20 protein-coding genes are annotated in these 24,821 nt (G+C 72.3%); 15 read left to right on the forward strand and 5 right to left on the reverse strand.

The features are described 5' to 3' along the window. Together AC5677_RS28215 and AC5677_RS28220 are read left to right on the forward strand one after the other, a co-directional pair. On the forward strand, positions 1–1,440 hold the full coding sequence (locus AC5677_RS28215; protein ID WP_497190713.1) for an NAD(P)/FAD-dependent oxidoreductase: 1,440 nt from the start codon (positions 1–3) through the stop codon (positions 1,438–1,440). 146 nt (positions 1,441–1,586) lie between these two features. After that, on the forward strand, positions 1,587–2,042 hold the full coding sequence (locus AC5677_RS28220; RefSeq protein ID WP_497190714.1) for a bifunctional DNA primase/polymerase: 456 nt from the start codon (positions 1,587–1,589) through the stop codon (positions 2,040–2,042). A 28-nt stretch (positions 2,043–2,070) separates the two neighbouring features. Here AC5677_RS28220 and AC5677_RS28225 read toward each other — a convergent pair whose 3' ends face one another. Continuing rightward, the gene (locus AC5677_RS28225) at positions 2,071–2,703 is read right to left on the reverse strand and encodes a phosphatase PAP2 family protein (protein ID WP_497190715.1); all 633 of its coding nucleotides are present in this window, start codon (positions 2,701–2,703) and stop codon (positions 2,071–2,073) included. A 541-nt stretch (positions 2,704–3,244) separates the two neighbouring features. Next, positions 3,245–4,594 (reverse strand): 4-aminobutyrate--2-oxoglutarate transaminase, encoded by a 1,350-nt coding sequence (gene gabT, locus AC5677_RS28230; RefSeq protein ID WP_497190716.1) that lies wholly within the window; start codon positions 4,592–4,594, stop codon positions 3,245–3,247. A gap of 204 nt (positions 4,595–4,798) precedes the next feature. Here gabT and AC5677_RS28235 point away from each other — a divergent pair, with 204 nt between their 5' ends. The 10 genes from AC5677_RS28235 to AC5677_RS28280 all read left to right on the forward strand — a co-directional run bounded on the left by AC5677_RS28235 (position 4,799) and on the right by AC5677_RS28280 (position 20,523). After that, positions 4,799–6,946, forward strand: a complete 2,148-nt coding sequence (locus AC5677_RS28235; protein ID WP_497190717.1) for an ATP-binding protein — start codon at positions 4,799–4,801, stop codon at positions 6,944–6,946. A 367-nt stretch (positions 6,947–7,313) separates the two neighbouring features. Further along, positions 7,314–8,960: a PucR family transcriptional regulator gene (locus AC5677_RS28240; protein WP_497190718.1), complete on the forward strand. Its 1,647-nt coding sequence runs from the start codon at positions 7,314–7,316 to the stop codon at positions 8,958–8,960. A gap of 133 nt (positions 8,961–9,093) precedes the next feature. After that, positions 9,094–10,590, forward strand: a complete 1,497-nt coding sequence (locus AC5677_RS28245) for an aldehyde dehydrogenase family protein (protein WP_497190719.1) — start codon at positions 9,094–9,096, stop codon at positions 10,588–10,590. A gap of 530 nt (positions 10,591–11,120) precedes the next feature. Then, complete coding sequence (locus AC5677_RS28250) at positions 11,121–13,040, forward strand: acyl-CoA dehydrogenase family protein (RefSeq protein ID WP_497190720.1); 1,920 nt, start codon at positions 11,121–11,123, stop codon at positions 13,038–13,040. An 81-nt stretch (positions 13,041–13,121) separates the two neighbouring features. Next, the gene (gene dxr, locus AC5677_RS28255) at positions 13,122–14,396 is read left to right on the forward strand and encodes a 1-deoxy-D-xylulose-5-phosphate reductoisomerase (RefSeq protein ID WP_497190721.1); all 1,275 of its coding nucleotides are present in this window, start codon (positions 13,122–13,124) and stop codon (positions 14,394–14,396) included. Beyond that, a complete protein-coding gene (locus AC5677_RS28260; protein WP_497190722.1) occupies positions 14,393–15,694 on the forward strand; it encodes a M50 family metallopeptidase in 1,302 nt (433 codons plus the stop codon). Before dxr ends, AC5677_RS28260 begins: the two co-directional genes overlap by 4 nt. Before the next feature lie 206 nt (positions 15,695–15,900). Beyond that, positions 15,901–17,058, forward strand: a complete 1,158-nt coding sequence (gene ispG, locus AC5677_RS28265) for a flavodoxin-dependent (E)-4-hydroxy-3-methylbut-2-enyl-diphosphate synthase (RefSeq protein ID WP_497190723.1) — start codon at positions 15,901–15,903, stop codon at positions 17,056–17,058. A gap of 175 nt (positions 17,059–17,233) precedes the next feature. Continuing rightward, positions 17,234–18,079 carry a GNAT family N-acetyltransferase gene (locus AC5677_RS28270; RefSeq protein ID WP_497190724.1) on the forward strand — a complete coding sequence of 282 codons (846 nt, stop codon included), beginning with the start codon at positions 17,234–17,236 and terminating at the stop codon, positions 18,077–18,079. Positions 18,080–18,187: 108 nt separating this feature from the next. Continuing rightward, entirely contained in the window at positions 18,188–18,742 is a 555-nt protein-coding gene (locus tag AC5677_RS28275) for a GNAT family N-acetyltransferase (protein ID WP_497190725.1), read from the forward strand. 71 nt (positions 18,743–18,813) lie between these two features. Further along, positions 18,814–20,523: a proline--tRNA ligase gene (locus AC5677_RS28280; RefSeq protein WP_497190726.1), complete on the forward strand. Its 1,710-nt coding sequence runs from the start codon at positions 18,814–18,816 to the stop codon at positions 20,521–20,523. 97 nt (positions 20,524–20,620) lie between these two features. Here AC5677_RS28280 and AC5677_RS28285 read toward each other — a convergent pair whose 3' ends face one another. The 3 genes from AC5677_RS28285 to AC5677_RS28295 are packed head-to-tail and all read right to left on the reverse strand — an operon-like array spanning position 20,621 to position 22,723. Continuing rightward, positions 20,621–21,529 carry an aminoglycoside phosphotransferase family protein gene (locus tag AC5677_RS28285; protein ID WP_497190727.1) on the reverse strand — a complete coding sequence of 303 codons (909 nt, stop codon included), beginning with the start codon at positions 21,527–21,529 and terminating at the stop codon, positions 20,621–20,623. Positions 21,530–21,575: 46 nt separating this feature from the next. Further along, positions 21,576–22,097, reverse strand: coding sequence for a ferritin-like domain-containing protein (locus AC5677_RS28290; RefSeq protein ID WP_497190728.1), 522 nt, complete (start codon positions 22,095–22,097; stop codon positions 21,576–21,578). Between the two features lie 50 nt (positions 22,098–22,147). Then, positions 22,148–22,723 carry a hypothetical protein gene (locus tag AC5677_RS28295; protein WP_497190729.1) on the reverse strand — a complete coding sequence of 192 codons (576 nt, stop codon included), beginning with the start codon at positions 22,721–22,723 and terminating at the stop codon, positions 22,148–22,150. 118 nt (positions 22,724–22,841) lie between these two features. Here AC5677_RS28295 and rimP point away from each other — a divergent pair, with 118 nt between their 5' ends. The 3 genes from rimP to AC5677_RS28310 all read left to right on the forward strand — a co-directional run bounded on the left by rimP (position 22,842) and on the right by AC5677_RS28310 (position 24,759). Then, positions 22,842–23,363 (forward strand): ribosome maturation factor RimP, encoded by a 522-nt coding sequence (gene rimP, locus AC5677_RS28300; protein WP_497190730.1) that lies wholly within the window; start codon positions 22,842–22,844, stop codon positions 23,361–23,363. Between the two features lie 2 nt (positions 23,364–23,365). Further along, positions 23,366–24,358: a transcription termination factor NusA gene (nusA, locus tag AC5677_RS28305; protein WP_497190731.1), complete on the forward strand. Its 993-nt coding sequence runs from the start codon at positions 23,366–23,368 to the stop codon at positions 24,356–24,358. Positions 24,359–24,480: 122 nt separating this feature from the next. Further along, positions 24,481–24,759, forward strand: a complete 279-nt coding sequence (locus tag AC5677_RS28310; protein WP_497190732.1) for a YlxR family protein — start codon at positions 24,481–24,483, stop codon at positions 24,757–24,759. The last annotated feature ends 62 nt before the right edge of the window (positions 24,760–24,821 follow it).

Raw genomic sequence — 24,821 nt, forward strand, 5'->3', positions numbered from 1 at the left:
ATGGCACGAGCTGCCATGTCGTACACGTCCGGGGCACATCCGTCGTACCCCGTCCACGCACTCGCCGATGCCGAACCCACCCCGTTCTGGCTGGCCGACCCCGGCCGCCCGGCCGCCGAGCCCGCCCTCGTCGGCAACGAGACCTGCGATCTGCTGGTCGTCGGCGGCGGCTACTCGGGACTGTGGACCGCGCTGATCGCCAAGGAGCGCGACCCGCAGCGCGATGTCGTCCTGATCGAGGGCGCCGAGGTCGGCTGGGCCGCCTCCGGGCGCAACGGCGGCTTCTGCGCCTCCTCGCTCACCCACGGCCTCGGCAACGGCATGGCCCGCTGGCCCGGCGAGCTCGCCAAGCTCGAGGAGCTGGGCATCCGGAACCTCGACGCCATCGAGCACGCCGTCGCCCGCTACAACATCGACTGCGACTTCGAGCGCACCGGCGAGATCGACATCGCCACCGAGCCGTACCAGGTGGCCGAGCTCAAGGAGGCCGCGAAGGACGCCGCCGACCTGGGCCTGACCCGCCACCGCTTCCTCGACCGGGACGAACTGCGCGCCGAGGTCGACTCGCCCACCTTCCGCGCCGGACTGTGGGACCGCGACGGCGTCGCCATGCTCAACCCGGCCAAGCTCGCCTGGGGCCTGAAGCAGGCCTGCCTCGGCTTCGGCGTCCGCATCTACGAGCGCACCCGCGCCACCGGCATGACCTCCGACGGCATGGGCATGGCCGTCCGCACCCCCTACGGCCGGATCTTCGCCCGCCATGTGGCGCTCGGCACCAACGCCTTCCCGTCGCTGGTCAAGCGGGTCCGCCCGTACATCGTCCCGGTCTACGACCACGCCCTGATGACCGAGCCGCTCTCCGACGAGCAGCTCGCCGCCATCGGCTGGAAGAACCGCCAGGGCCTCTCGGACTCCAACAACCACTTCCACTACTTCCGCATCACCGCGGACAACCGCATCCTGTGGGGCGGTTACGACATCGTCTACCGCTACGGCGGCGGCGTACGGGCCGAGTACGACCACCACCCGGCCACCTACGAGAAGCTCGCCCGGCACTTCTTCCGCTGCTTCCCGCAGCTGGAGGGCCTGCGCTTCAGCAACGCCTGGGGCGGCGCCATCGACACCTGCTCCCGCTTCTCGGCCTTCTTCGGCACCGCGCACGCCGGCCGGGTCGCCTACGCCGCCGGCTACACCGGCCTCGGCGTCGGCGCCACCCGCTTCGGCGCGGAGGTGATGCTCGACCTGCTGGCGGGCGAGCGCACCGAGCGCACCGAGCTGGAGATGGTCCGCAGCAAGCCGCTCCCCTTCCCGCCGGAGCCGCTGCGCTGGGCCGGCATCGGCATCACCCAGTGGTCGATGACCCGCGCCGATACGCACGGCGGGCGGCGCAATCTGTGGCTGAAGGCCATGGACAAGGTGGGCCTCGGCTTCGACAGCTGACGCACACGGGGGCGGGCGACCAGGAGTTGCGCGCCCCCTGTGTGTCCGCGAACGCCCCCGCCAGCCGTGTAAGGACCCGGTCCCCGTGCCGTCTTTCCTCCCGGAGACGGCCGCCCGAGCGGGCCGCCGGGGAAGCGAGGGACGACATGAGCGCCGCGGCGGCGAACAACGCAGTGGACTGGCTGGTGGCAGCGGCACCGGACCCCGGGGCCTGCCGGTGGCAGTGGGAGCGCGACCCGCTCGGCGTCGCGCTCCTGCCGGCCGGCCGGCTCTGGGACGTACTGATCGTCGACGGCACGCTCGGCGCCCCGGCCCTCGCCGTCCTCCGCCGCGTCCTCACCCGCCCCGGCCCGGTCCTGGCCGGCTCCGCGGACTCCCGCACCGGCTTCTTCGTACCGCCCGGCACCACCGGCCGCTGGCTGGGCACCGGCGTACGGGGCGCCGGCCGCGGCAGCTGGATCGTGACCCCCTTCCCGGGCCGGGCCCGCGGCGGCGTCCGCTGGCTGGTGCCGCCGGACGGCAGCGGCACGCTCACCGACCCGTTCGTACTGGAACTCGCCCTGCACGAGGCGGCGGCCGCACGGGCGACGGGGGAGCGATGAGGGAGCGCGCCGCGACGCCCCCACGGCGCTACGGCTCCGCCCGCCGCGTCCCGTACCGCGCCCACCGCGCGCACACCGCCCACCACACCGACAGCAGCACCCCGGCCAGACACCAGCTGCCGACCACATCCAGCGGCCAGTGATAGCCCCGGCGCACCAGCCCGAGGCCGACCCCGGCATTGAGCAGGACGACACCGGCCACCAGGGCGGCGCGAGCCCGGCGGCCGGGCCGCCTCGGTCTCCGGATCAGCAGCAGCGCGGCCACCCCGTACGCCACCGCGGCCGTGGCGCCGTGCCCCGACGGGTAGAAACCGTCGTGGGCGCCGCCCGCCGTCTGCGGCGGCCCCGGCCGCGCGAACCACAGCTTGAGCGGGACGACCAGCGCGGGCACCGCGGCCAGGGCGAGCGCGGCGGCCAGCGGCGGCAGCCACCAGCGCACCGGACCGGCGCCCGCCGCATCCCGCGGACGCCGCTGCCGGTGCCCGCGCCAGGCAGCCCATGCCACCACGGCCAGCAGCACCGGCAGCGCGACGGCCGTATTGCCGAGATCGGCGAAGAACTCCGCCGGCCCGGCGGGCAGGACACCGTCGGCCACCGCGCGTCCGACCCGTTCGTCGACGGTGCGCAGCGGCCCATGGCCGGCCACCTGCCAACTGATCACGGCAAAGAGCGGCACCGCGACGGCAGGGACCGAGCGGGCGAGGAAGCGGGAGGGAAAACGAGAGGGAAAAAGGGTCGGCCGCCTCGGAACAGGGGGGGTGGTTCCGAGGCGGCCGAGCTGACCGGTGTCCCGCGCGCCCCGGGGGGTATGGGGCGGGCGGACATCCGATCGGTGAGGATTCCCGGAGCCCCGCAGAGCGGGAGTTCCGGTGTTGTGCGCGAGGGCACGGCCTGATCGGAGCCGGGGAAGCGCCGACCGGGCATCGCCCGCAGTCCCCTGCGGACGGGGTGTTTCACTCATCTGCCAAAACCGTACGGCACCGGGGGCACACCTGACAGGCGCATCACCCTGCCGCCATCGGCCCCCCACATCTTCTTCACGCCGCACTTCCCACTCCACGTGTACGCCCCAGCGCACAGGGTGCGGGAAAACGGGCGGGGAGAACGTGTGGGGAGAACGTGTGGGGAGAACGGGCGCGGCCCGGGACACGGATCCTGCCGTGTCCCGGGCCGCGCCGTGGTCATCGCGGGTCCGCACTCGCTCAGAGCTTGGCGAACGCCGCCTCGATGATGTCCAGACCCTCGTTGAGCAGGTCGTCACCGATCACCAGCGGCGGCAGGAAGCGCAGCACGTTGCTGTACGTACCGGTCGTCAGGACCAGCAGGCCCTCCTGGTGGCAGGCCTTGGCGAGCGCGCCGGTGGTCTCCGCGTTCGGCTCCTTGGAACCGGACTTGACCAGCTCGATCGCGATCATCGCGCCGCGGCCGCGGACCTCACCGATGATGTCGAACTTCTCCTGCATGGCCGTCAGGCGGGCCTTCATGACCTGCTCGATGTGCTTGGCCTTGCCGTTGAGGTCCTGCTCGCGCATGGTCTCGATGGAGCCGAGCGCCGCGGCGCAGGCCACCGGGTTACCGCCGTAGGTGCCGCCCAGGCCGCCCGCGTGCGCGGCGTCCATGATCTCGGCGCGGCCGGTGACCGCGGCCAGCGGCAGACCGCCGGCGATGCCCTTGGCCGTCGTGATCAGGTCCGGGACGATGCCCTCGTCCTCGCACGCGAACCACTGGCCGGTGCGGCAGAAGCCCGACTGGATCTCGTCGGCGACGAAGACGATGCCGTTCTCCTTCGCGAAGTTCGCGATGGCGGGCAGGAAGCCCTTGGCCGGCTCGATGAAGCCGCCCTCACCGAGGACCGGCTCGATGATGATCGCCGCGACGTTGTCCGCGCCGATCTGCTTGTTGATCTGCTCGATGGCCTGGGCCGCGGCCTCCTGGGCGCAGTTCTCCGGGCCGGTCAGCCAGCGGTAGGGGTAGGCGACCGGGACGCGGTAGACCTCGGGGGCGAACGGGCCGAAGCCGTTCTTGTACGGCATGTTCTTCGAGGTCAGCGCCATCGTGAGGTTCGTACGGCCGTGGTAGCCGTGGTCGAAGACGACGACCGCCTGGCGCTTGGTGTAGGCGCGGGCCACCTTGACGGCGTTCTCCACGGCCTCGGCGCCGGAGTTGAACAGCGCGGACTTCTTGGCGTGGTCGCCCGGGGTCAGCTCGGCGAGCGCCTCACAGACCTCGATGTACGGCTCGTACGGCGTGACCATCGCACAGGTGTGGGTGAAGTCGGCCAGCTGCGCGGTGGCCTTGCGGACCACGGCTTCGGCGCTGTTGCCGACGGAGGTCACGGCGATGCCGGAACCGAAGTCGATCAGGGAGTTGCCGTCCACGTCCTCCAGGACACCGCCGCCGGCGCGCTTGATGAAGACGGGCAGCACCGCACCGACGCCGCCGGCCACGGTCTCCTGCTTACGGGCCCACAGCTCCTGCGACTTCGGGCCAGGGATCGCAGTGACGATGCGACGTTCCTGGGGGAGGGCCGGGCCACCGGACAGTTCGGTCATGGCAGTCTCCTGGGTTGGACGGGGACGTACAGGGTTGTACAGAGGTCTTGTTCTCGCAGGTTAGGGCCGGTGGCCCGGCGTCGGCATGTTCCGTTCGGGAGAAGTGTGCGTGTTGCGTTGTCCGCACCGGACATAGCGACGGCGGACGGCCAGTAGATTGAGCGGCGGCAGCAGGTGACGGCTCAAGGGGGACAAGGGCAGCGGATGGATACCGAGGGCACGCAGGACGCACGTAACACCCGCTCCGAACTGGTCCCGCGGCCGACGGCACCGCCGGACGCGCCGCCGCGGCCCAGCGCGCCGCCCACCCCGCCGGCCGTGCCCGCGACCCCGCCCGGCGCTGCCGCCGTGGGGGAGCCGCCGCTGCTCGGCTGGCTCCGCACGCCGCGCGCGGCGGCGGGACCCGGCGTCTGGACGTACGGACACCGGCCGCGGCCCGCCGAGGAGCCCGAGCGGATCCCCGGCCGCCAGCTGGTCAGCGGCGCGCTGATCTCGTTCCTGTGCGGCTGGCTGCTGTGGTCGCTGCTGTGGAACGGCTACCTCGGCACCTACTGGATGTGGCCGCTGCTGCTGCTCACGCCGGACTCCTGGCGGGACGGCAGCGACCCGATGGCCTATGTCTGGGCCAGCTACATCTATTACGGACTGTTCCTGGCCCTCCTGGTCACCGTTTTCGGCCGTCTGGGCCGCTGGCCCGAGCTGGGCCGCCGCTTCCTGATGCCGCTCGTGCGGCGGCTGCGCCCCGCGCCGTCCGCCCCCACCCCCCAGCCCGCCGCCGACCCCGCCCAATGGCCCGAGCTGCGCGCCCATGGCGCCCCCGACGCCGCCGACAAACTCGCCGCCGAGGCCCGCGCCGGGCGGATGAACGATGTGGACGTGGCCAGGATCGACCGGGCCTGGCGCTCGGTACGGTCCGGCAAGAACTCCGTCGCCTCCTTCACCGACACCGTGCTGCGGCAGGGCGCCGCGGCCTGCGCGCACCCCTCCGGGCGGCGCGATCTGACCCGCCGGACCGCCGACCACGACCTGCTCGCTTACCAGGTACGGATCGGCACCGCCGCCGACCACGAACGCAACCCGTACCGGCACCGCGGCGTCGGCTGTGCCCTGGAACCGGCCGTGCTCGGCACGTCCCTCCTCGCCGTCGGACCCGCGGGCAGCGGCAAGACCACCCGGGTCGTCAAGCCGGTCGTGGAGTCGATGTGCCTCCAGGCGCTGGCCGGGCAGTGCGCGGTCATCGCCGTCGGACCGGCCGGTCCGGATCTGGGACCGGACGAGGCCTTCGACGTGGTGGTCAAGATCGGCCGTCCCGACCCGGAGTGCGATCTCGACCTCTACGGCGGCACCACCGACCCCGACGAGGCGGCCGGGATCCTCGCCGAGGCGCTGGTCGGCGACCTCGCCGGGCAGCTGCCCGGTGGCGACAGCCGCCGCGCCGCGACGGCGCTGGCCCAGCTGCTGGGCCCCTTCCGGGCCGCCCACGACCGTTTCCCCGCCGTCCCCGAGCTGCGTGAGCTGCTGGACGGCGCGCCGGAGGCGATGGGCGCGCTGCGCGCCGCCCTGGAGGACACGGGGGAGCAGACCCTGCTGCGCGAACTGGACGCCCGGGCGCGGCAGTCGGAGCGCGCCGGCGATGTGGGCGTCCTGCTCGCCGACCGCATCGCGCTGCTCGACCGCCCGGCCTTCGCCGACTTCTTCGACCCCACCGGAGGCACCCGCCAGGTCTCCCTGCGCGCCCTCGACCACCCGCTGCGGGTCCGCATCGAACTGCCCGAACGCGGTCACGCGGAGGCCTCACGGATCCTCGCCCGGCTGGTCCTGGCGCAGTTCACCGAGTGCGCGGTGGCCCGCACCGACCGCTCGCTCTTCGCCTGTCTGGTGCTGGACGAGGCGGCGCACACCATCACCGCCGAAGCGCTGCGCGGCCTCCAGCGGCTGCGTTCGGCGAACGCCGGCGCCGTGCTGACCCTGCGCTCGCTGGACGATGTCCCCGACGCGCTGCGCAGCGCGCTGCTCGGCGCGGTCGGCTGCCGGATGGCCTTCGCGGGCGTGACGACCTGGGACGGGGCGCGGTTCGCCGAGGTGTGGGGCAAGGAGTGGGTGGAGACCCGTGATGTGACGGACCGCCAGATCATCGCGGAGAGCGCCGCGGGCAAGGCGTTCCACATCTTCCGCCACCTGGTCACCGGCAAGGCGGCCACCGCCAAGGCCGTCACCGTCCGCACCGTCGAGCGGGAGCGCTGGTCCGCCTCGGACCTCGCCAACTCCGTACCGGCGGGACATGCGGTGCTCTCGGTGACCTCGGTGAAGGGCGAGCATGCGCCGCCGGTGCTGGTGGATCTGCGGGGGTGAGGGAGCGGGGAAGCGAGTGAGGGAGTGAGGGAGTGAGGGAGTGAGGGAGTGAGGGAGTGAGGGAGTGAGGGAGTGAGGGAGTGAGGGAGTGAGGGAGTGAGGGAGGGGAGCAGTCGCCGGGCGGTGTTTGCCGCATCCGCCGGGTGACGTCCTATAGCGCAGTGTTGCCGGTGTCCTTCTTGCCGTTGTCCTCCTTGTCGGTGTCCTTCTTGTCGTTTCTGCGTTCCGAGGGCGCCGTTCCGCCCGAACGGTCCCCGGTATTCCTCCGCTGAGGCAGAATCGGAAGCGGTCGTTCATACGGGGCGGCGCAAGGCTCCCCAGGGCGGCCGTCGGCTCCCGTCGTCATCGAAGGTCAATCGAAGGTCCTATGCCCCACACCCTCGCTTCCCTGGTCAACCACACCGCGCTCAAGCTGACCGTGCTCGCGGGTGAGGACCGGCTGAACGTTCCGGTGCGCTGGGCGCATGCCAGCGAGCTGATCGACCCGGTGCCGTACATGGAGGGCGGCGAGCTGCTGCTGATCACCGCGCTCAAGCTGGACGCGGAGGACGCGGAGGCCAGCCGCCGGTATGTGCGGCGGGTGGCGCAGGCGGGCGTCGTCGGGCTGGGCTTCGCCGTCGGGGTGAACTACGAGGAAATCCCCGAGGCGCTGGTGGAGGCGGCCCGGCAGGAGGGGCTGCCGCTGCTCGGGGTGCCCCGCCGGACGCCCTTCATCGCCATCAGCAAGGCCGTCTCGGCCGCCGTCGCCGCCGACCAGTATCGCGCGGTGACCGCCGGATTCGAGGCGCAGCGGGAGCTGACCCGGGCCGCGCTGAGCGCCGAGGGGCCGGCCGAGCTGCTGGCCCGGCTCGCCGCGCACCTGGACGGCTGGGCCGCGCTGTACGACGCATCGGGGTCCGTGGTGGCCGCCGCCCCCGACTGGGCGGCCCGGCGGGCGGCCCGGCTGGCCGACGACGTGGGACGGCTGCGGGAGCGGCCCGCGCCCGCCAGCTCGGTGGTCAGCGACACGGACGGCGACGACCGGGTCGAGCTCCAGTCGCTGGGCACGGGGCGCCGGGCGCGCGGCGTGCTCGCGGTGGGGACCGGGGCGCCGCTGGGGACCGCCGAACGCTACGCCGTGCACTCCGCCGTCGCCCTGCTCACCCTCACCACGGAGCGCTCCCGCGCCCTGCAGGACGCCGAGCAGCGCCTCGGCGCGGCGGTGCTGAAGATGCTGCTGGCGGGGGAGCCGGACCATGCGCGGGCGGTGGCGGGACGCCTCTACGGCGGGCTGCTGGACGCCCCGTTCCGGGTGGTGGTGGCCGAGCCGGTGGCCGCCGACGACGAGCCGCCTGCCCCGTCGGCGGGCGCCGCCACCCCGGCCGTACTCGATGCGCTGGCCGACGCCATGGACTCCGCCGCCGCCAGGACCGGCGAGGCCGTGCTCGCCGTCCCGGACGGCACCCGGCTGATCGTGCTGGTCGCGGACGGCGGTGCGGCCGCCGCGGCCTGCGCCGAGTTCGCCGCCCAGGCCGAGGCCCGCTCCGGGGCGCCGTCCCGGCCCCGCGGCCGCCCGGCGCGCGGCGAGGCGGGCCGCGGCGAGGGGCCGACGATCGGGCTGTCCGCGCCGACCGGCCCGATCGCCGCCGCGAACGCCTACCGCCAGGCCGAACAGGCGCTGTACGTCGCCCGCCGCCGCGGCCGGGCGCTGGTCGAGCACGAGGACGTGGCGGCGGGATCCGTCCTGCCGCTGCTCGCCGACGACGCCGTACGGGCCTTCGCGGACGGGCTGCTGCGCGCGCTGCGCGAACACGACGCCACCGGGCGCGGCGATCTCGTGGCCTCGCTGCGCGCCTGGCTCGCACGGCACGGCCAGTGGGACGCGGCCGCCGCCGACCTGGGCGTCCACCGCCATACGCTGCGCTACCGGATGCGGCGGGTGGAGGAGATCCTCGGCCGGTCGCTGGACGATGCGGATGTCCGCATGGAGCTGTGGCTGGCGCTCAAGGCCACGTCGACGCCTCCGGAGGAGTGACACGACGGCGCCGCCGGCCCCGGCGCCCCCTCCACCACGGAGAGACCCGCACACCGATTGCTCCGGTTCGGACAAACGCCACGACGCCGCCGCGCCCCTACCGTGGGTGCAGCGGAGCCGTATGCGGCGCCATATGCATCACACCACCACTTGGGAAGGGCCGGGATCCACTGTGCCGAACACTGCTGCAGCCCCCACCGCCTTCTGGCTCGCCGGCCGCAAGACCACCGGCGACGCCACCTTCGATGTCACCTCCCCCTGGGACGGACGTCATGTCGCTACGGTGAGCGTGCCCACCCAGGATCAGGTGGAGGAGGCCATCGCCGCCTCCGTCGCCGTCCAGGACGAGCTCGCCGCGACCCCCGCCCATGTGCGGGCCGCCGCCCTCGACCACGTCGGCCGCCAGCTGGTGGAGCGCACCGAGGAGATCGCCCAGCTGATCTCCGCGGAGAACGGCAAGCCCATCAAGTGGGCGCGCGGCGAGGTCGGCCGGGCCATCTCCGTCTTCCGCTTCGCGGCCGAGGAGGCCCGCCGGTTCAACGGCGGCGAGGCCCAGCGCCTGGACACCGACGCGGGCGGCGCCGGCCGCCTGGCCCTGACCCGCCGCTTCTCGCGCGGCACGGTCCTGGGCATCGCGCCGTTCAACTTCCCGCTGAACCTGTGCGCCCACAAGATCGCCCCGGCCATCGCGGCCGGCGTCCCGATCATCCTCAAGCCCGCCCCCGCCACCCCGCTCTCCGGGCTCATTATTGGCGAGCTGCTCGCCGACACTGACCTGCCGGCCGGCTCCTGGTCGATCCTTCCGGTGGGCAATGAGGCGATGCCCGCCCTGGTCAAGGACGAGCGGCTGCCCGTCATCTCCTTCACCGGCTCCGAGAAGGTCGGCTACGACATCCTCGACTCGGTGCCGCGCAAGCACTGCACCCTGGAGCTCGGCGGCAACGGCGCGGCCGTCGTCCTCGCCGACTGGGCCTCCGAGGCCGACCTGGACTGGGCCGCGCAGCGCATCGCGACCTTCTCCAACTACCAGGGCGGCCAGTCCTGCATCTCGGTGCAGCGGGTCATCGCCGACGCCTCCGTCTACGACCGCCTGGTCCCCAAGATCGTCGCGGCCGTCAACGCCCAGGTCACCGGCGACCCGTCGGACGACGCCACCGAGGTCGGCCCGCTGGTCAACGAGGCCGCCGCCAAGCGCGTCGAGGACTGGGTGGACGAGGCCGTACAGCGCGGCGCGAAGCTGCTCGCGGGCGGCAAGCGCGACGGCGCCTCCTACGCGCCGACCGTCCTGGAGGACGTGCCCGCCGGGACGACGCTGGCCACCGAAGAGGTCTTCGGCCCGGTGCTGACGATCAAGAAGGTCGACGGCGAGGCCGAGGCGTTCGCCGCGGTCAACGACTCCAAGTACGGCCTGCAGGCCGGCGTCTTCACCCACGACACCCGCACCGCCTTCCGCGCCCACCGCGCCCTGGAGGTCGGCGGCGTGATCATCGGCGATGTGCCGTCCTACCGCGCCGACCAGATGCCCTACGGCGGCGCCAAGCAGTCCGGTGTCGGCCGCGAGGGCGTGCGGTACGCGATGGACGACTACACCTACGAGCGGGTGCTGGTCCTGACCGGCCTGGCGCTGTAACCGAAACCGAACACAGCAGTCACCGACCGGCCTGGATTGGTGGACAGCGACGGCCATCCCTTGGGCCGTACTGCCGTCCAGGCTCCGGCCGGCGCACCCCCCGGCGCCGGCCCCAGGCCGCGGCGCGCTCCGGCACCCTGTTCCGGAGCGCGCCGCGTCCCCCATTGCCCCCCGGCATGCCGGCCCCCGTCATGCCGGAGTTCGACGGTACGGCGCGCGATGCACCCCGCTCCTCCTGTCTGAGACGGAGCCCGGCCTGTACCTCAGGGTGGAGCCGGGGCCGCGCGTACTCCCGGCGCGGTACGCCCCACCCCCCGAACGGCGGATAGCGCGGCCCGCCGCGCGGCCGGCGCCGCACCCCAGATGGCCCATGGCGGATACCCGTCCGCCCGCCCGGCAGTTCCCCGCGGCACCACTGGTGCAACCCCCACGGATCGGGTAACCCTCACAAGTAGCACTGTCCGGCGGCCGACCGACGCACTGCCCGGCGGCCGATGCTGCACTCCCGACCGCGGCGAGGTGAGCTCCTGATGACCGCTCCGTCCATCCGCAAGGTTTCCGAGCGCGAAGCGCGGCAGGTTGCCGAGGCGGCCCGCGAGCAGGACTGGCGGAAGCCCAGCTTCGCCAAGGAACTGTTCCTGGGGCGCTTCCGGCTCGACCTCATCCATCCGCACCCCACCCCGGCGGCCGACGATGTGCGGCGCGGTGAGAAGTTCCTGGCCACGCTGCGCCGATTCTGCGAGACCGAGGTCGACGGGGCCCGGATCGAGCGCGAGGCGCAGATCCCCGACGAGACGCTGCGCGGCCTCAAGGAGATCGGCGCGCTCGGCATGAAGATCGACACCAAGCACGGCGGCCTCGGCCTCACCCAGGTCTACTACAACCGGGCCCTCGCGCTGGCCGGCACCGCCAGCCCCGCCATCGGCGCGCTGCTCTCCGCGCACCAGTCCATCGGCGTGCCGCAGCCGCTGAAGCTCTTCGGCACCCAGGAGCAGAAGGACACCTTCCTGCCGCGCTGCGCCCGCACGGACATCTCGGCGTTCCTGCTCACCGAGCCGGACGTCGGCTCCGACCCGGCCCGGCTGGCGACCACCGCGGTCCCCGACGGCGAGGACTACGTCCTGGACGGCGTGAAGCTGTGGACCACCAACGGCGTGGTCGCCGATCTGCTCGTCGTGATGGCGCGCGTCCCCGCCTCCGAGGGCCACAAGGGCGGCATCACCGCCTTCGTCGTCGAGGCCGACTCGCCCGGCATCACCGTCGAGAACCGCAACGCCTTCATGGGCCTGCGCGGCCTGGAGAACGGCGTCACCCGCTTCCACCGGGTACGCGTCCCGGCCGCGCACCGCATCGGCCCCGAGGGTGCCGGCCTCAAGATCGCCCTGACCACGCTCAACACCGGCCGCCTCTCGCTGCCCGCGATGTGCGTCGGCGTCGGCAAATGGTGCCTGAAGATCGCCCGGGAGTGGTCCGCGGCCCGCGAGCAGTGGGGCAAGTCGATCGCCCGGCACGAGGCCGTGGGCGCCAAGGTGTCCTTCATCGCGGCCACCACCTTCGCCCTGGAGGCCGTCGTCGACCTCTCCTCGCAGATGGCCGACGAGAACCGCAACGACATCCGCATCGAGGCCGCCCTCGCCAAGCTCTACGGCTCCGAAATGGGCTGGCTGATGGCCGACGAGCTGGTGCAGATCCGCGGCGGCCGCGGCTTCGAGACCGCCGATTCGCTCGCCGCCCGCGGCGAGCGCGCCGTGCCCGCCGAACAGATGCTGCGCGATATGCGCATCAACCGGATCTTCGAGGGCTCCACGGAGATCATGCATCTGCTGATCGCCCGCGAGGCCGTCGACGCCCATCTGTCCGTCGCCGGCGACCTCATCGACCCCGACAAATCCCTGGCGGACAAGGGCCGGGCCGCCTTCCAGGCCGGCGGTTTCTACGCCCGCTGGCTGCCCAAGCTCGTCGCCGGACCCGGCCAACTCCCGCGTACGTACCAGGAGTTCGGCGAACTCGCCACGCATCTGCGGTATGTCGAACGGGCCTCCCGCAAGCTCGCCCGCTCCACCTTCTACGCGATGTCCCGCTGGCAGGGCCGGATGGAGACCAAACAGGGCTTCCTCGGCCGGATCGTCGACATCGGCGCCGAACTCTTCGCGATGAGCGCCGCCTGCGTACGGGCCGAGCATCTGCGGCTGAGCGGCGAGCACGGCCGCGAGGCCCGTCAGCTCGCCGAGGTCTTCTGCCGCCAGTCACGGATCCGCGTCGAGGAGCTCTTCGCCCGGCTGTGGACCAACACCGACGACCTCGACCGCAAGATCGTGAACGGTGTCCTGGGCGGCAGCTACACCTGGCTGGAGGAGGGCGCCATCGACCCCAGCGGCGACGGCCCCTGGATCGCGGACGCCACCCCGGGCCCCAGCGCGAAGGACAACGTGCGCCGGCCCATCCGCTGAGGCGGCCGGCCCGCGGCCTCGTACGGGCGGCCTCCGGGTCCCCCGTACGAGGCGCCCCGCCGACCGGCAACAATGGACCACATGACGGACTCCCTCGCACATCCGCACCTGCGCTTCGAGCCGGCCGCCGACGGCCTCGGCGACCCGGACGGCCCCCGCCCCATCGTGGTCCTCGGCTCGACCGGTTCGATCGGCACGCAGGCGATCGACATCGTGCTGCGCAACCCCGACCGCTTCCGGGTGACCGCCCTGTCGGCGGCCGGCGGCCGGGTGGACCTGCTCGCCGAGCAGGCGCATCTGCTGCGGGTGCACACGGTCGCGGTCGCCCGGGAGGACGCCGTCCCCGCCCTGCGCGAGGCCCTCGCGGCCCGCTACGGCACCGGGGAGCCGCTGCCCGAGATCCTGGCGGGCCCCGACGCCGCCACCGAGCTCGCCGCCTCCCCCTGCCACACGGTCCTCAACGGCATCACCGGCTCCATCGGCCTCGCCCCCACCCTCGCCGCCCTGAAGGCCGGCCGGGTGCTGGCCCTGGCCAACAAGGAATCGCTGATCGTCGGCGGCCCGCTGGTCAAGGCCCTCGCCGCGCCGGGCCAGATCATCCCCGTCGACTCCGAGCACTCCGCGCTCTTCCAGGCGCTGGCCGGCGGCGAACGCGCCGAGGTCCGCAAGCTCGTCGTCACCGCCTCCGGCGGCCCGTTCCGCGGCCGTACGAAGCGGGAACTGGCCGGCGTGACCCCCGAACAGGCCCTCGCCCACCCCACCTGGTCCATGGGGCCGGTCGTCACCATCAACTCCGCGACCCTGGTCAACAAGGGCCTGGAGGTCATCGAGGCGCATCTGCTCTTCGACGTCCCCTTCGACCGCATCGAGGTCGTGGTCCATCCGCAGTCCTATATCCACTCGATGGTGGAATTCACCGACGGTTCCACCCTGGCCCAGGCCAGCCCGCCCGACATGCGCATGCCGATCGCGCTGGGCCTGGGCTGGCCCGAGCGCGTCCCGGACGCCGCACCCGGCGTGGACTGGACGAAGGCCCAGACCTGGGAGTTCTTCCCGCTCGACGCGCAGGCCTTCCCGTCCGTCCCGCTCGCCTGCCATGTGGGTGATCTCGGCGGCACCGCCCCCGCCGTCTTCAACGCCGCGAACGAGGAATGCGTGGCGGCGTTCCTCAACGGCGGGCTGCCGTTCACAGGGATTGTGGATACGGTCGCGGAAGTGGTCGCCGAGCACGGCCGGCCCGCCAACGGAACCTCCCTGACCGTGGCGGACGTCTTGCAGGCGGAAACCTGGGCGCGCGCCCGCGCCCGCGAACTGGCCGCCCGTGCGGCACGGACACCTTCGGAGGTTCGCGCATGACGACCTGGATGACCATCCTCGGCATAGTCGTCTTCGTCGTCGGCCTGCTCTTCTCCATTGCCTGGCACGAACTCGGCCACCTCTCCACGGCCAAGATGTTCGGTATCCGCGTGCCGCAGTACATGGTGGGCTTCGGGCCGACGATCTTCTCCCGCAAGAAGGGCGACACCGAGTACGGCATCAAGGCCGTCCCGCTCGGCGGCTACATCCGCATGATCGGGATGTTCCCGCCCGGCGACGACGGGAAGCTGCAGGCCCGCTCCACCTCGCCGTTCCGCGGCATGATCGAGGACGCCCGCTCGGCGGCCTTCGAGGAGCTCCAGCCCGGCGACGAGAACCGGCTGTTCTACACCTGTAAGCCCTGGAAGCGCGTCATCGTGATGTTCGCCGGGCCGTTCATGAACCTGATCCTCGCGGTCGTGATCTTCATGAGCGTGCTGATGGGCTTCGGCATCAATACGCAGACGACGCAGGTCGGGTCCGTCTCCGACTGTGTGATCTCGGCCTCGGCCAAGACCGACAAGTGCCCGAAGACCGCCAAGGACTCCCCGGCCAAGGCCGCGGGCCTCAAGGCCGGCGACAAGATCGTCTCCTTCAACGGGCACGCCGTACCGGACTGGGACACCCTCCAGGGGCAGATCCGCGACACCACCGGGCCCGCCACGATCGTCGTCGAGCGGCATGGTGCCCGTACGACCCTGCATGCCGACCTGATAGAGAACAAGGTCGCCAAGACCGACGGACACGGCGGCTACGTCCCGGGTGAGTTCGTCACCGCCGGCTTCCTCGGCTTCACCCCGGCCAGCGGCGTCGTCCAGCAGTCCTTCGGCCAGTCCGTCGACCGCATGGGCAACATGGTCGAGCAGGGTGTCTCCTCGCTGGTCCACCTGCCCGCCAAGATCCCGGACCTGTGGGACGCCGCGTTCAACGGCGGCGAGCGCAAGCAGGACTCCCCGATGGGCGTGGTCGGCGCGGCCCGGGTCGGCGGCGAGGTCTTCTCCCTGCACATCCCGCCGGAGCAGCGGGTGGCGACCATGCTCTTCCTGGTCGCCGGCTTCAACCTCTCGCTGTTCCTGTTCAACATGCTGCCGCTGCTCCCGCTGGACGGCGGCCATATCGCCGGCGCCGTGTGGGAGGCCATCCGCCGCGCCTTCGCCAAGGTCTTCCGGCGGCCCGACCCCGGCCCCTTCGACGTCGCCAAGCTGATGCCGGTCGCGTATGTCGTCGCCGGGATCTTCATCTGCTTCACCCTGCTGGTGCTGGTCGCCGACGTGGTGAACCCGGTGAAACTGACCTGACGGCGCCCCTGTCCGACGGCTTTTCCGGCCGGAAATCGGGTTTGGCGACGGCCGGGCACCTCCACGGCGTTTGGAGGCGCCCGGCCGTCCCCTTTCGGGGGGCCTCAGGGGCGCGATGTGCTTGCGGCAACCCTTGTGCCGTAATCTCGGAAGCCGGAGCCCGCCGAATTCGGGACCTTGATCCACACCTTGGGGTTGCTCGCCAGATGACTGCCATTGCGCTGGGAATGCCGGACGTACCGACCAAGCTCGCCGACCGCCGCGTCAGCCGCAAGATCCACGTCGGTTCGGTCGCCGTGGGCGGAGACGCACCGGTTTCGGTGCAGTCGATGACGACCACGCGGACGTCCGACATCGGCGCGACGCTCCAGCAGATCGCCGAGCTGACGGCCTCCGGCTGCCAGATCGTCCGGGTCGCCTGCCCCACCCAGGACGACGCCGACGCACTTCCGGTCATCGCGAAGAAGTCCCAGATCCCGGTCATCGCGGACATCCACTTCCAGCCGAAGTACGTCTTCGCCGCGATCGACGCCGGCTGCGCGGCGGTCCGCGTCAACCCCGGCAACATCAAGCAGTTCGACGACAAGGTCAAGGAGATCGCCAAGGCGGCCTCCGAGGCCGGGACGCCCATCCGCATCGGCGTCAACGCCGGATCCCTGGACCGCCGCCTGCTCCAGAAGTACGGCAAGGCCACCCCCGAGGCGCTCGTCGAGTCCGCGCTCTGGGAGGCCTCCCTCTTCGAGGAGCACGGCTTCCGCGACATCAAGATCTCGGTCAAGCACAACGACCCGGTCGTGATGGTCAACGCCTACCGCCAGCTGGCCGCCCAGTGCGACTACCCGCTCCACCTGGGCGTCACCGAGGCCGGCCCCGCCTTCCAGGGCACCATCAAGTCGGCCGTCGCCTTCGGCGCGCTGCTCAGCGAGGGCATCGGCGACACGATCCGGGTCTCGCTGTCCGCGCCGCCCGCCGAAGAGGTCAAGGTCGGCCTGCAGATCCTGGAGTCCCTCAACCTCAAGCAGCGCCGCCTCGAGATCGTCTCCTGCCCCTCCTGCGGCCGCGCCCAGGTCGACGTCTACAAGCTCGCCGACCAGGTCTCCGCCGGTCTGGAGGGCATGGAGGTGCCGCTGCGCGTCGCCGTCATGGGCTGTGTCGTCAACGGTCCCGGCGAGGCCCGCGAGGCCGACCTCGGTGTCGCCTCCGGCAACGGCAAGGGCCAGATCTTCGTCAAGGGCGAGGTCATCAAGACCGTGCCCGAATCGAAGATCGTCGAGACGCTGATCGAAGAGGCCCTGAAGATCGCCGCGCAGATGGAGGCGGACGGCATCGCCTCCGGCACCCCGGTCGTCTCCGCCGCCGGCTGATCCCTCGTCCCACCCTCGCCGAGCCCCGCCGCCCCACCCGGGCCGCGGGGCTCGCGCGGCTTTGCCGCCAACCGCCTCCGCAGCGGGCCGGGTGCTCCCGCGCGGGGGGAGGTAAAGTGCCAAGACCTGCTCCCGCCTGCCCTCCCAGGCCCGTAACGGTGAGGCTTTCCGACACGTGCTGACGACCACCACCATCAAGGTCCTCGAGCCCGGGGAGCTCGATGACGCCCTCGCGGTCCTGGACCGCGACCCGGTCGCCAATGCGTTCGTCGCCGCCCGCGTACAGATCGCCGGACTCGACCCCTGGCGGCTCGGCGGCGAGATGTGGGGCTGGTACGTCGGCGGCCGGCTGGAATCCCTCTGCTACGCCGGCGCCAACCTCGTCCCGGTCTGCGCCACCACCGAGGCCGTCCACGGCTTCGCCGAGCGGGCGCGCCGGCAGGGACGCCGCTGCTCCTCCATCGTGGGGCCGGCGGGGCCCACCACCGAGCTGTGGTCGCTGCTGGAGCCGCACTGGGGACCGGCCCGGGAGGTCCGGGCCCACCAGCCGCTGATGGTCACGTCCTCGCCGTCCGCCGAGATCGCCCCCGATCCCTACGTCCGGCGGATCCGCAAGGACGAAATGGACACGATCATGCCGGCCTGCGTGGCCATGTTCACCGAAGAGGTCGGCATCTCCCCGATGGCCGGCGACGGCGGGCTGCTCTACCAGGCGCGCGTCGCCGAGCTGGTGGGATCCGGCCGCTCCTTCGCCCGGGTCGAGGACGGCAAGGTCATCTTCAAGGCCGAGATCGGCGCCGCCACCCCGCGCGCCTGCCAGATCCAGGGCGTCTGGGTCGATCCCGCCTACCGGGGCAAGGGCCTGTCGGAGACCGGGATGGCGGCCGTCCTGCGGTATGCGCTGAGCGATGTGGCGCCGGTCGTCAGCCTCTACGTCAACGACTTCAACACCGCCGCGCGCGCCTCGTACCGCCGGGTGGGGTTCGAGGAGGTCGGCGCGTTCATGAGCGTGCTCTTCTGAACCGTCGCTGAACCGTTCCTCCGGCCGCTCCGCAGCGGCGCGATCTCTTCGCGATCGTGCTCCGCGAGGTCGTGCCCTGCGGGGGCAGCGCCTTGTACGCTCGCGACCATGGATGATGTCGCGGTCGGCCCCCTCGATCTCGCCGCCCGCGTGGATGACGCGCTCGCGGTGCAGGCGCTGGCGTTCGGACTGAGCGATGACGAGATCGCGGTGCGCCGGCACATCGTGCTGCGCCACCTCGGCTGCCGCGGCGCGCGTGCCCTGGGGGCCACCACCCCCGCAGGACGGCTCATCGGCTTCGTGTACGGAATGCCCAACGACCGCGCCCACTGGTGGTCGACCGTCGTCGAGCCGTATCTGCGCAACGCACGGCTCGACCACTGGCTCGACGACTCCTTCGTCATCACCGAGCTGCACGTCCACCCCGCCTACCAGGGGCGCGGCATCGGCCGGGCGCTGATCACCCGCATCACGGACACGGCGCAGGAGCCCCGCTCCATCCTCTCCGCCCTCGACATCGAGAGCCCCGCCCGGGGGCTGTACCGGTCGCTGGGCTACCAGGACATCGCGCGGCGGGTGCTGTTCCCCAGCGCCCCCACGCCCTACGCGGTGATGGGTGCGCCGCTGCCGCTGATACGGCGCCGCACGGGCGCCGGCGGGTAACGCATTTCCGTGCTCCACACCCGTGCGGCTAACCTCCTGGGAGTCACCTTTCTTACGCAGGAGAAACTCCCATGGCCAACGCCGCACAGGTCCAGCGCATGTCCCGCTTGATGATCAAGACACTGCGCGAGGACCCGGCCGACGCCGAGACCGCCAGCCACAAGCTGCTCGTCCGCGCCGGGTACGTCCGCCGCTCCTCCGCCGGCATCTGGACGTGGCTGCCGCTCGGCAAGAAGGTCCTGGAGAACGTCTCCCGCATCGTCCGCGAAGAGATGGACGCCATCGGCGGCCAGGAAGTCCTGCTGCCGGCCCTGCTGCCCAAGGAGCCCTACGAGGCCAGCGGCCGCTGGGAGGAGTACGGCGACCTCCTCTTCCGCCTCAAGGACCGCAAGGGCGCGGACTACCTCCTCGGGCCCACCCACGAAGAGATCTTCACCCTGACGGTCAAGGACCAGTGCACGTCCTACAAGGACCTGCCGGTGATCCTCTACCAGATCCAGACCAAGTACCGCGACGAGGCCCGCCCGCGCTCCGGTGTGCTGCGCGGCCGCGAGTTCCAGATGAAGGACTCCTACAGCTTCGACACCACCGACGAGGGTCTGGCAGAGGCCTACGCGGCGCACCGCGGGGCGTACGAGAAGATCTTCGCGCGGCTGGGCCTGGACTACCGCATCGTCTCCGCCGTCTCGGGCGCGATGGGCGGCTCCGCCTCCGAGGAGTTCCTCGCCCCCGCCGCGGCCGGTGAGGACACCTTCGTCGACTGCCCGGCGTGCGACTACGCCGCCAACACCGAGGCCGTCACGGTCAAGGTCGAGCCCGTCGACGGCGCGGCCCACGGCCCCGTCGAGGAGCTGGACACCCCGGAGACGCCCACCATCGAGCTGCTCGCCGCGCACCTGAACGTTCCGGCCTCCGCCACGCTGAAGAACCTCCTGGTCAAGGTCGACGGCGAGATCGTCGCGGTCGGCGTGCCCGGTGACCGCGAGGTCGACCTCGGCAAGCTCGGCGAGCACCTCGCGCCGGCCACCGTCGAGCTGGTCACCGCCGAGGACTTCACCGACCGCCCCGACCTGGTGCGCGGCTATGTCGGTCCGCAGGGCCTGGCCGGAAAGGCGTTCCGCTACATCGCCGACCCGCGGGTCGCCCCCGGTACGGCCTGGATCACCGGCGCCAACAAGCAGGGCATGCACGCCAAGAACGTCGTCGCCGGGCGCGACTTCGAGGTCGACGACTACCTCGACGTGGTCGTCGTCGAGCCGGGCGACCCCTGCCCCAAGTGCGGCACCGGACTCAAGATCGACCGCGCCATCGAGATCGGCCACATCTTCCAGCTCGGCCGCAAGTACGCCGACGCCTTCGAGCTGGACGTCCTCGGCCAGAACGGCAAGCCCGCCCGGGTCACCATGGGCTCGTACGGCATCGGCGTTTCCCGTGCGGTGGCCGCGCTCGCCGAGCAGACGCACGACGAGTCGGGGCTGTGCTGGCCGCGCGAGGTGGCGCCGGCGGATGTGCACGTGGTCGCGGCCGGCAAGGCCAAGCAGACCGAGCTCGCGCTGGAGATCGGCGAGCGGCTGGGCGCGGCCGGGCTGCGGGTGCTGGTCGACGACCGGCCCGGCGTGTCGCCCGGTGTGAAGTTCACGGACGCGGAGCTGCTGGGCGTGCCGACCATCGTCGTCGCCGGGCGGCGCGCCGGTGAGGGCGTGGTCGAGGTCAAGGACCGGCGGACCGGTGAGCGCGAGGAACTGACGGTCGAGGAGGCCGTGGCCCGGCTCAGCGCCTGACGGCGACGCGACAACGGGGAGTCCGGCGGCTGGTTTCCGCCGGGCTCCCCGCCTTTTTTGCGGGCCGGATGTCCGGCCGGGACCATGCCGGCGCCGCCTAGAGAGCGGCGGCGAACTCCAGGAGCAGTTCACCGCGCTGGCGGTCGCCCACCGCCGACTCCCGGACGCCGTAGCTCACCGCGCGGTACAGCGACCAGGCGCGCAGCCGGTCCCGGTCCACCTCCAGGGAGTCGGCCAGCTTCGCCACCCGGCGGCGGGCCGCGGCGGCGGCACCGGAGCCGGCCAGCAGGTCATCGAAGCGGTCCAGCACCAGACCCGCCAGGTCGTACGCCCGCTCGCCCACCACGGGCTCGGGGCCGACCGTCAGCCAGGGCGCGCGCTCCCCGGCCAGCACCTTGCCCTGCCGGAACGCGCCGTGCAGCAGAAACCCCTCCTCGGACCCGCCGGGAAGCGTGCGGCGCAGCTCCAGCGCCTCGTCCACCAGCGGCCCGGCCGCCTGGGTGAGCCGGCCGGCCCACCGCAGCGCTGCCACCTCGTCCTCGGTACGCGCGGCCAGCGTCTCGAAGGGATGGCCGGTCTCCGGCACCACCCACAGGCGGCGGACCGTTCCGGCCGCCTCCAGGAGCGCCTTGGCCTCGGGCAGGGAACGCAGCGACACGGCGCTGCGCAGGCGTTCCAGCAGCAGCGCGCCGCTGTCGGGGTCGGCGCGCAGCAGCCGTACGGCACCCCAGCCGTCCCATGTCTCCAGCGCCGCGGCCTCGTGGGCGGACGCCCCCGGCGCCGGGAACTTCAAGGCCGCGGGCGTGCCGTCCGTTCGGCGTACCAGCGCCAGCAGACTGCTGCGGCCACCGGGGGCGTCCACCCGCTCCAGCGTCAGATCCCAGGCCGCCAACTGCTGCTGAACCAGCGTGGGGAGCGCGTCGAGCCACTGCCGTACCGGGCTCTCCGGATCGCCGCTCAGCGAACTCACCAACCGCTGCGGCGGTTCGATGGGGGCCGTTGCCATGCCTGGGCTGTCCCTTTCCTGGGGCGGTGACCGTGGGGCCGGTCGTTCACAGCGCGTTGGAGGGCGCGCTCGCAGAACTCGACGGCGGGCCGGCCGCGGCCCGCTCCACGAGACCAGGGAAGGCTACGCCGCTGCCGCGCCAGCGCACCGCCCGCACCGCCACCTCGCGCAGCGCGGCCGCCGCGTCCGTCCGGCGGGACCCCTCCGCGGCCCGTACGAGATCCGCGTAGACGGCCGCCAGCCGGTCCTCCAGCTCCGCCGCCAGCCGGGCCGCGGCGGCCGCGTCCGGGACCGGGAAGGGCAGCTCGTAGGCGGCCGCCGCGGCCAAAGGCCGGCCGCCCAGGTCCCGTACGGTGCGGCGCAGCGCGTCCCGGCGCGCGCGGTGCGCGTCGTACGCCGCCTGGGCCTCGCCACGCCGGGCGCGGGAGATACGGCCGCCGACCACGCCGTAGCCGTAGACGGCCGCGTACTCGGCGGCCAGCGCCGCCTGTACCGCCGCCAGTTGCCGGTCGTCCGACGTCTTCCCGCCGGTCTCGCCGCGGGCCTCGCCGCGGGTCTTTTCCGTCATGGTGTGCGAGCCCCTTCGCTGGTCGATGCCCGTTTCCGGCTGCCGTGTCCTCATACCTGCGCCAGCAGATAGGCGTGCGCCGCGCCCGCCGCGGCCACCGAGGCGAGCAAGCGGGCCAGCTCCGGCGGGGCGGTGGCCAGCGCCTTGGCGCGCCGGTCGGCCAGTTTGCGCTCCGCGTCGGCCAATTCCGCGCGGGCCGATTTCTCGTCCTGGGGGACCGGGGGACCGGCGTGTCCCGCGGGGGCGGGGGAGCGGTCCGACACGCCGGTGCGGGCGTGCGGGGACGCGTCCCGGGGCGGGGCCGTGCCGGGGGCGGTGTCCTCGCTGCCGAACGCCTTGGCGTGGCGGGCGACTTCGGCGCGGAGCGGGCTCAGGGCCGGTTCCAGTGCGGGGTGCGCGGCCAGGGTTGCGTCATAGCGGGCCAGCAGCGCGGCGCTGTCGTCGGCGGCGCGGTGGCGCAGGTGGTCGGCGGCCGAGGAGTGTTCGGCCCGCTCGGGGCCGGGATCCTCGGAACAGGCGGTGAGCAGGGCGGCGCCCCCGAGGGCGGCGCCGGCCAGCAGGGTCCTTCTGCGCGTGAGCGCCACGTTCGGCACGTTCCACTTCCCGGGGTCTTCCGTAGTGATCACCGCAGGCGAGAGTATCCGTGCCCGCCCACCGAATCGTCAGTACCCCGCCGGAACCGATAGGCTTTGACCCGACACGCGACCTACCCACAACAGCACACGCGGCCGAGGAGTCACCCGGATGAGCACCACCCAGAGCGAGAGGCTGCGCGGATTGCTTGAACCGCTCGTCGCCGCGCGAGACCTGGATCTGGAAGAGATCGAGGTGACCCCCGCAGGCAAGCGGCGTGTGCTGAGGATCGTGGTCGATTCCGACGACGGCGTCCAGTTGGACGACTGCGCGGCCGTGAGCCGCGAGGTTTCCCAGGCGCTGGACGAGTCCGATGTGATGGGCGGAGCCCCGTACACCCTCGAGGTGACCTCTCCCGGCGCCGACCGGCCGCTGACCGAGCTGCGGCACTACCGCCGCGCCACCGGCCGTCTGATCAAGGCCCGGCTGCACGAGGGCGGCGAGCTCATCGCGCGGATCATGTTCGTGGACGAGGCGGGGCTGGATCTCGAGGTGCCGGGTGTGAAGGGGCGGAAGCCGACCGCTCGGCGGGTCGAGTTCGACGAGATCGCCAAGGCGCGCGTCGAGCTGGAGTTCAGCCGTAAGAAGACCGACGAGAACGACGAGAACGACGAGAACAAGGAGGAGGCGTAGCCGTGGACATCGACATGAGCGCCCTGCGGGGTCTGGTGCGGGAGAAGGAGATCTCGTTCGACCTGCTGGTCGAGGCGATCGAGTCGGCCCTCCTCATCGCATACCACCGCACCGAGGGCAGCCGCCGGCAGGCGCGGGTGGAGCTGGACCGCGCCACCGGACATGTCACGGTGTGGGCGAAGGAGGACCCCGCCGATCTCGAGGAGGGCGCCGAGCCCCGCGAGTTCGACGACACCCCGTCCGGGTTCGGGCGGATCGCGGCGACCACCGCCAAGCAGGTCATCCTGCAGCGGCTGCGGGACGCCGAGGAGGAGATCACCTTCGGCGAGTACGCCGGACGCGAGGGCGATGTCGTCACCGGCGTCGTCCAGCAGGGCAAGGACCCCAAGAACGTCCTGGTGGACATCGGCCGCCTCGAGGCCATTCTGCCGGTGCAGGAGCAGGTGCCCGGTGAGGACTACACGCACGGGACGCGGCTGCGGTCGTATGTCGTGCGGGTGGTCAAGGGAGTGCGCGGGCCGTCCGTGACGCTGTCGCGTACGCATCCCAATCTGGTGAAGAAGCTGTTCGCGATGGAGGTTCCCGAGATCGCGGACGGGTCGGTGGAGATCGCCGCCATCGCCCGGGAGGCCGGGCACCGGACCAAGATCGCGGTGCGGTCCACGCGGTCCGGCCTGAACGCCAAGGGCGCCTGCATCGGGCCGATGGGCGGGCGGGTGCGTGCCGTCATGGCGGAGCTGCACGGCGAGAAGATCGACATCGTGGACTGGTCGGACGATCCGGCCGATCTGGTGGCGAACGCGCTGTCGCCGGCCCGGGTCAGCAAGGTCGAGGTCGTGGACCTGGCGGCCCGGTCCGCCCGGGTGACCGTTCCCGACTACCAGCTGTCGCTGGCCATCGGCAAGGAAGGGCAGAATGCCCGGCTCGCGGCCCGGCTGACCGGCTGGCGGATCGACATCCGGCCGGACACGGAGCAGCAGGCTCCGCAGGACTGAACCAAGGCGTCGGCGCCGCGGCTCCCTCGTAGGGGTGTCGCGGCGGCCGACGGGAATATTGAGCAGACGTTCGGTCCTTACCCCATCGGGGTGAGGTCGGCGCGGGGAGGTAGACTTAAGCGGTGTCTGGCCGGACGCATGCCCGCGCATGCCCTGAGCGCACTTGTCTGGGGTGCCGGGAGCGAGCGGCCAAGGGCGATTTGCTGCGCATCGTGGCGATCGAGGGTGAGTGCACCCCTGATCGGCGCGGTACGCTGCCCGGCCGGGGTGCTTATGTGCACCCGACACCGGTCTGCCTCGATCTGGCGGTTCGCCGCCGGGCGTTTTCCCGGGCCTTTCGGGGCCCTGGGCCGTTCGACACGACGGAATTGCGTCGGGCCGTCGAACGGGAGACGCCCTGAGCAGCCGTTACGGCAATAGCGCACAGCGGTAAAAGCACAGCAAGAACGCACAGCGCACGGAA

Source organism: Streptomyces sp. JLSY215, from assembly GCF_059682825.1.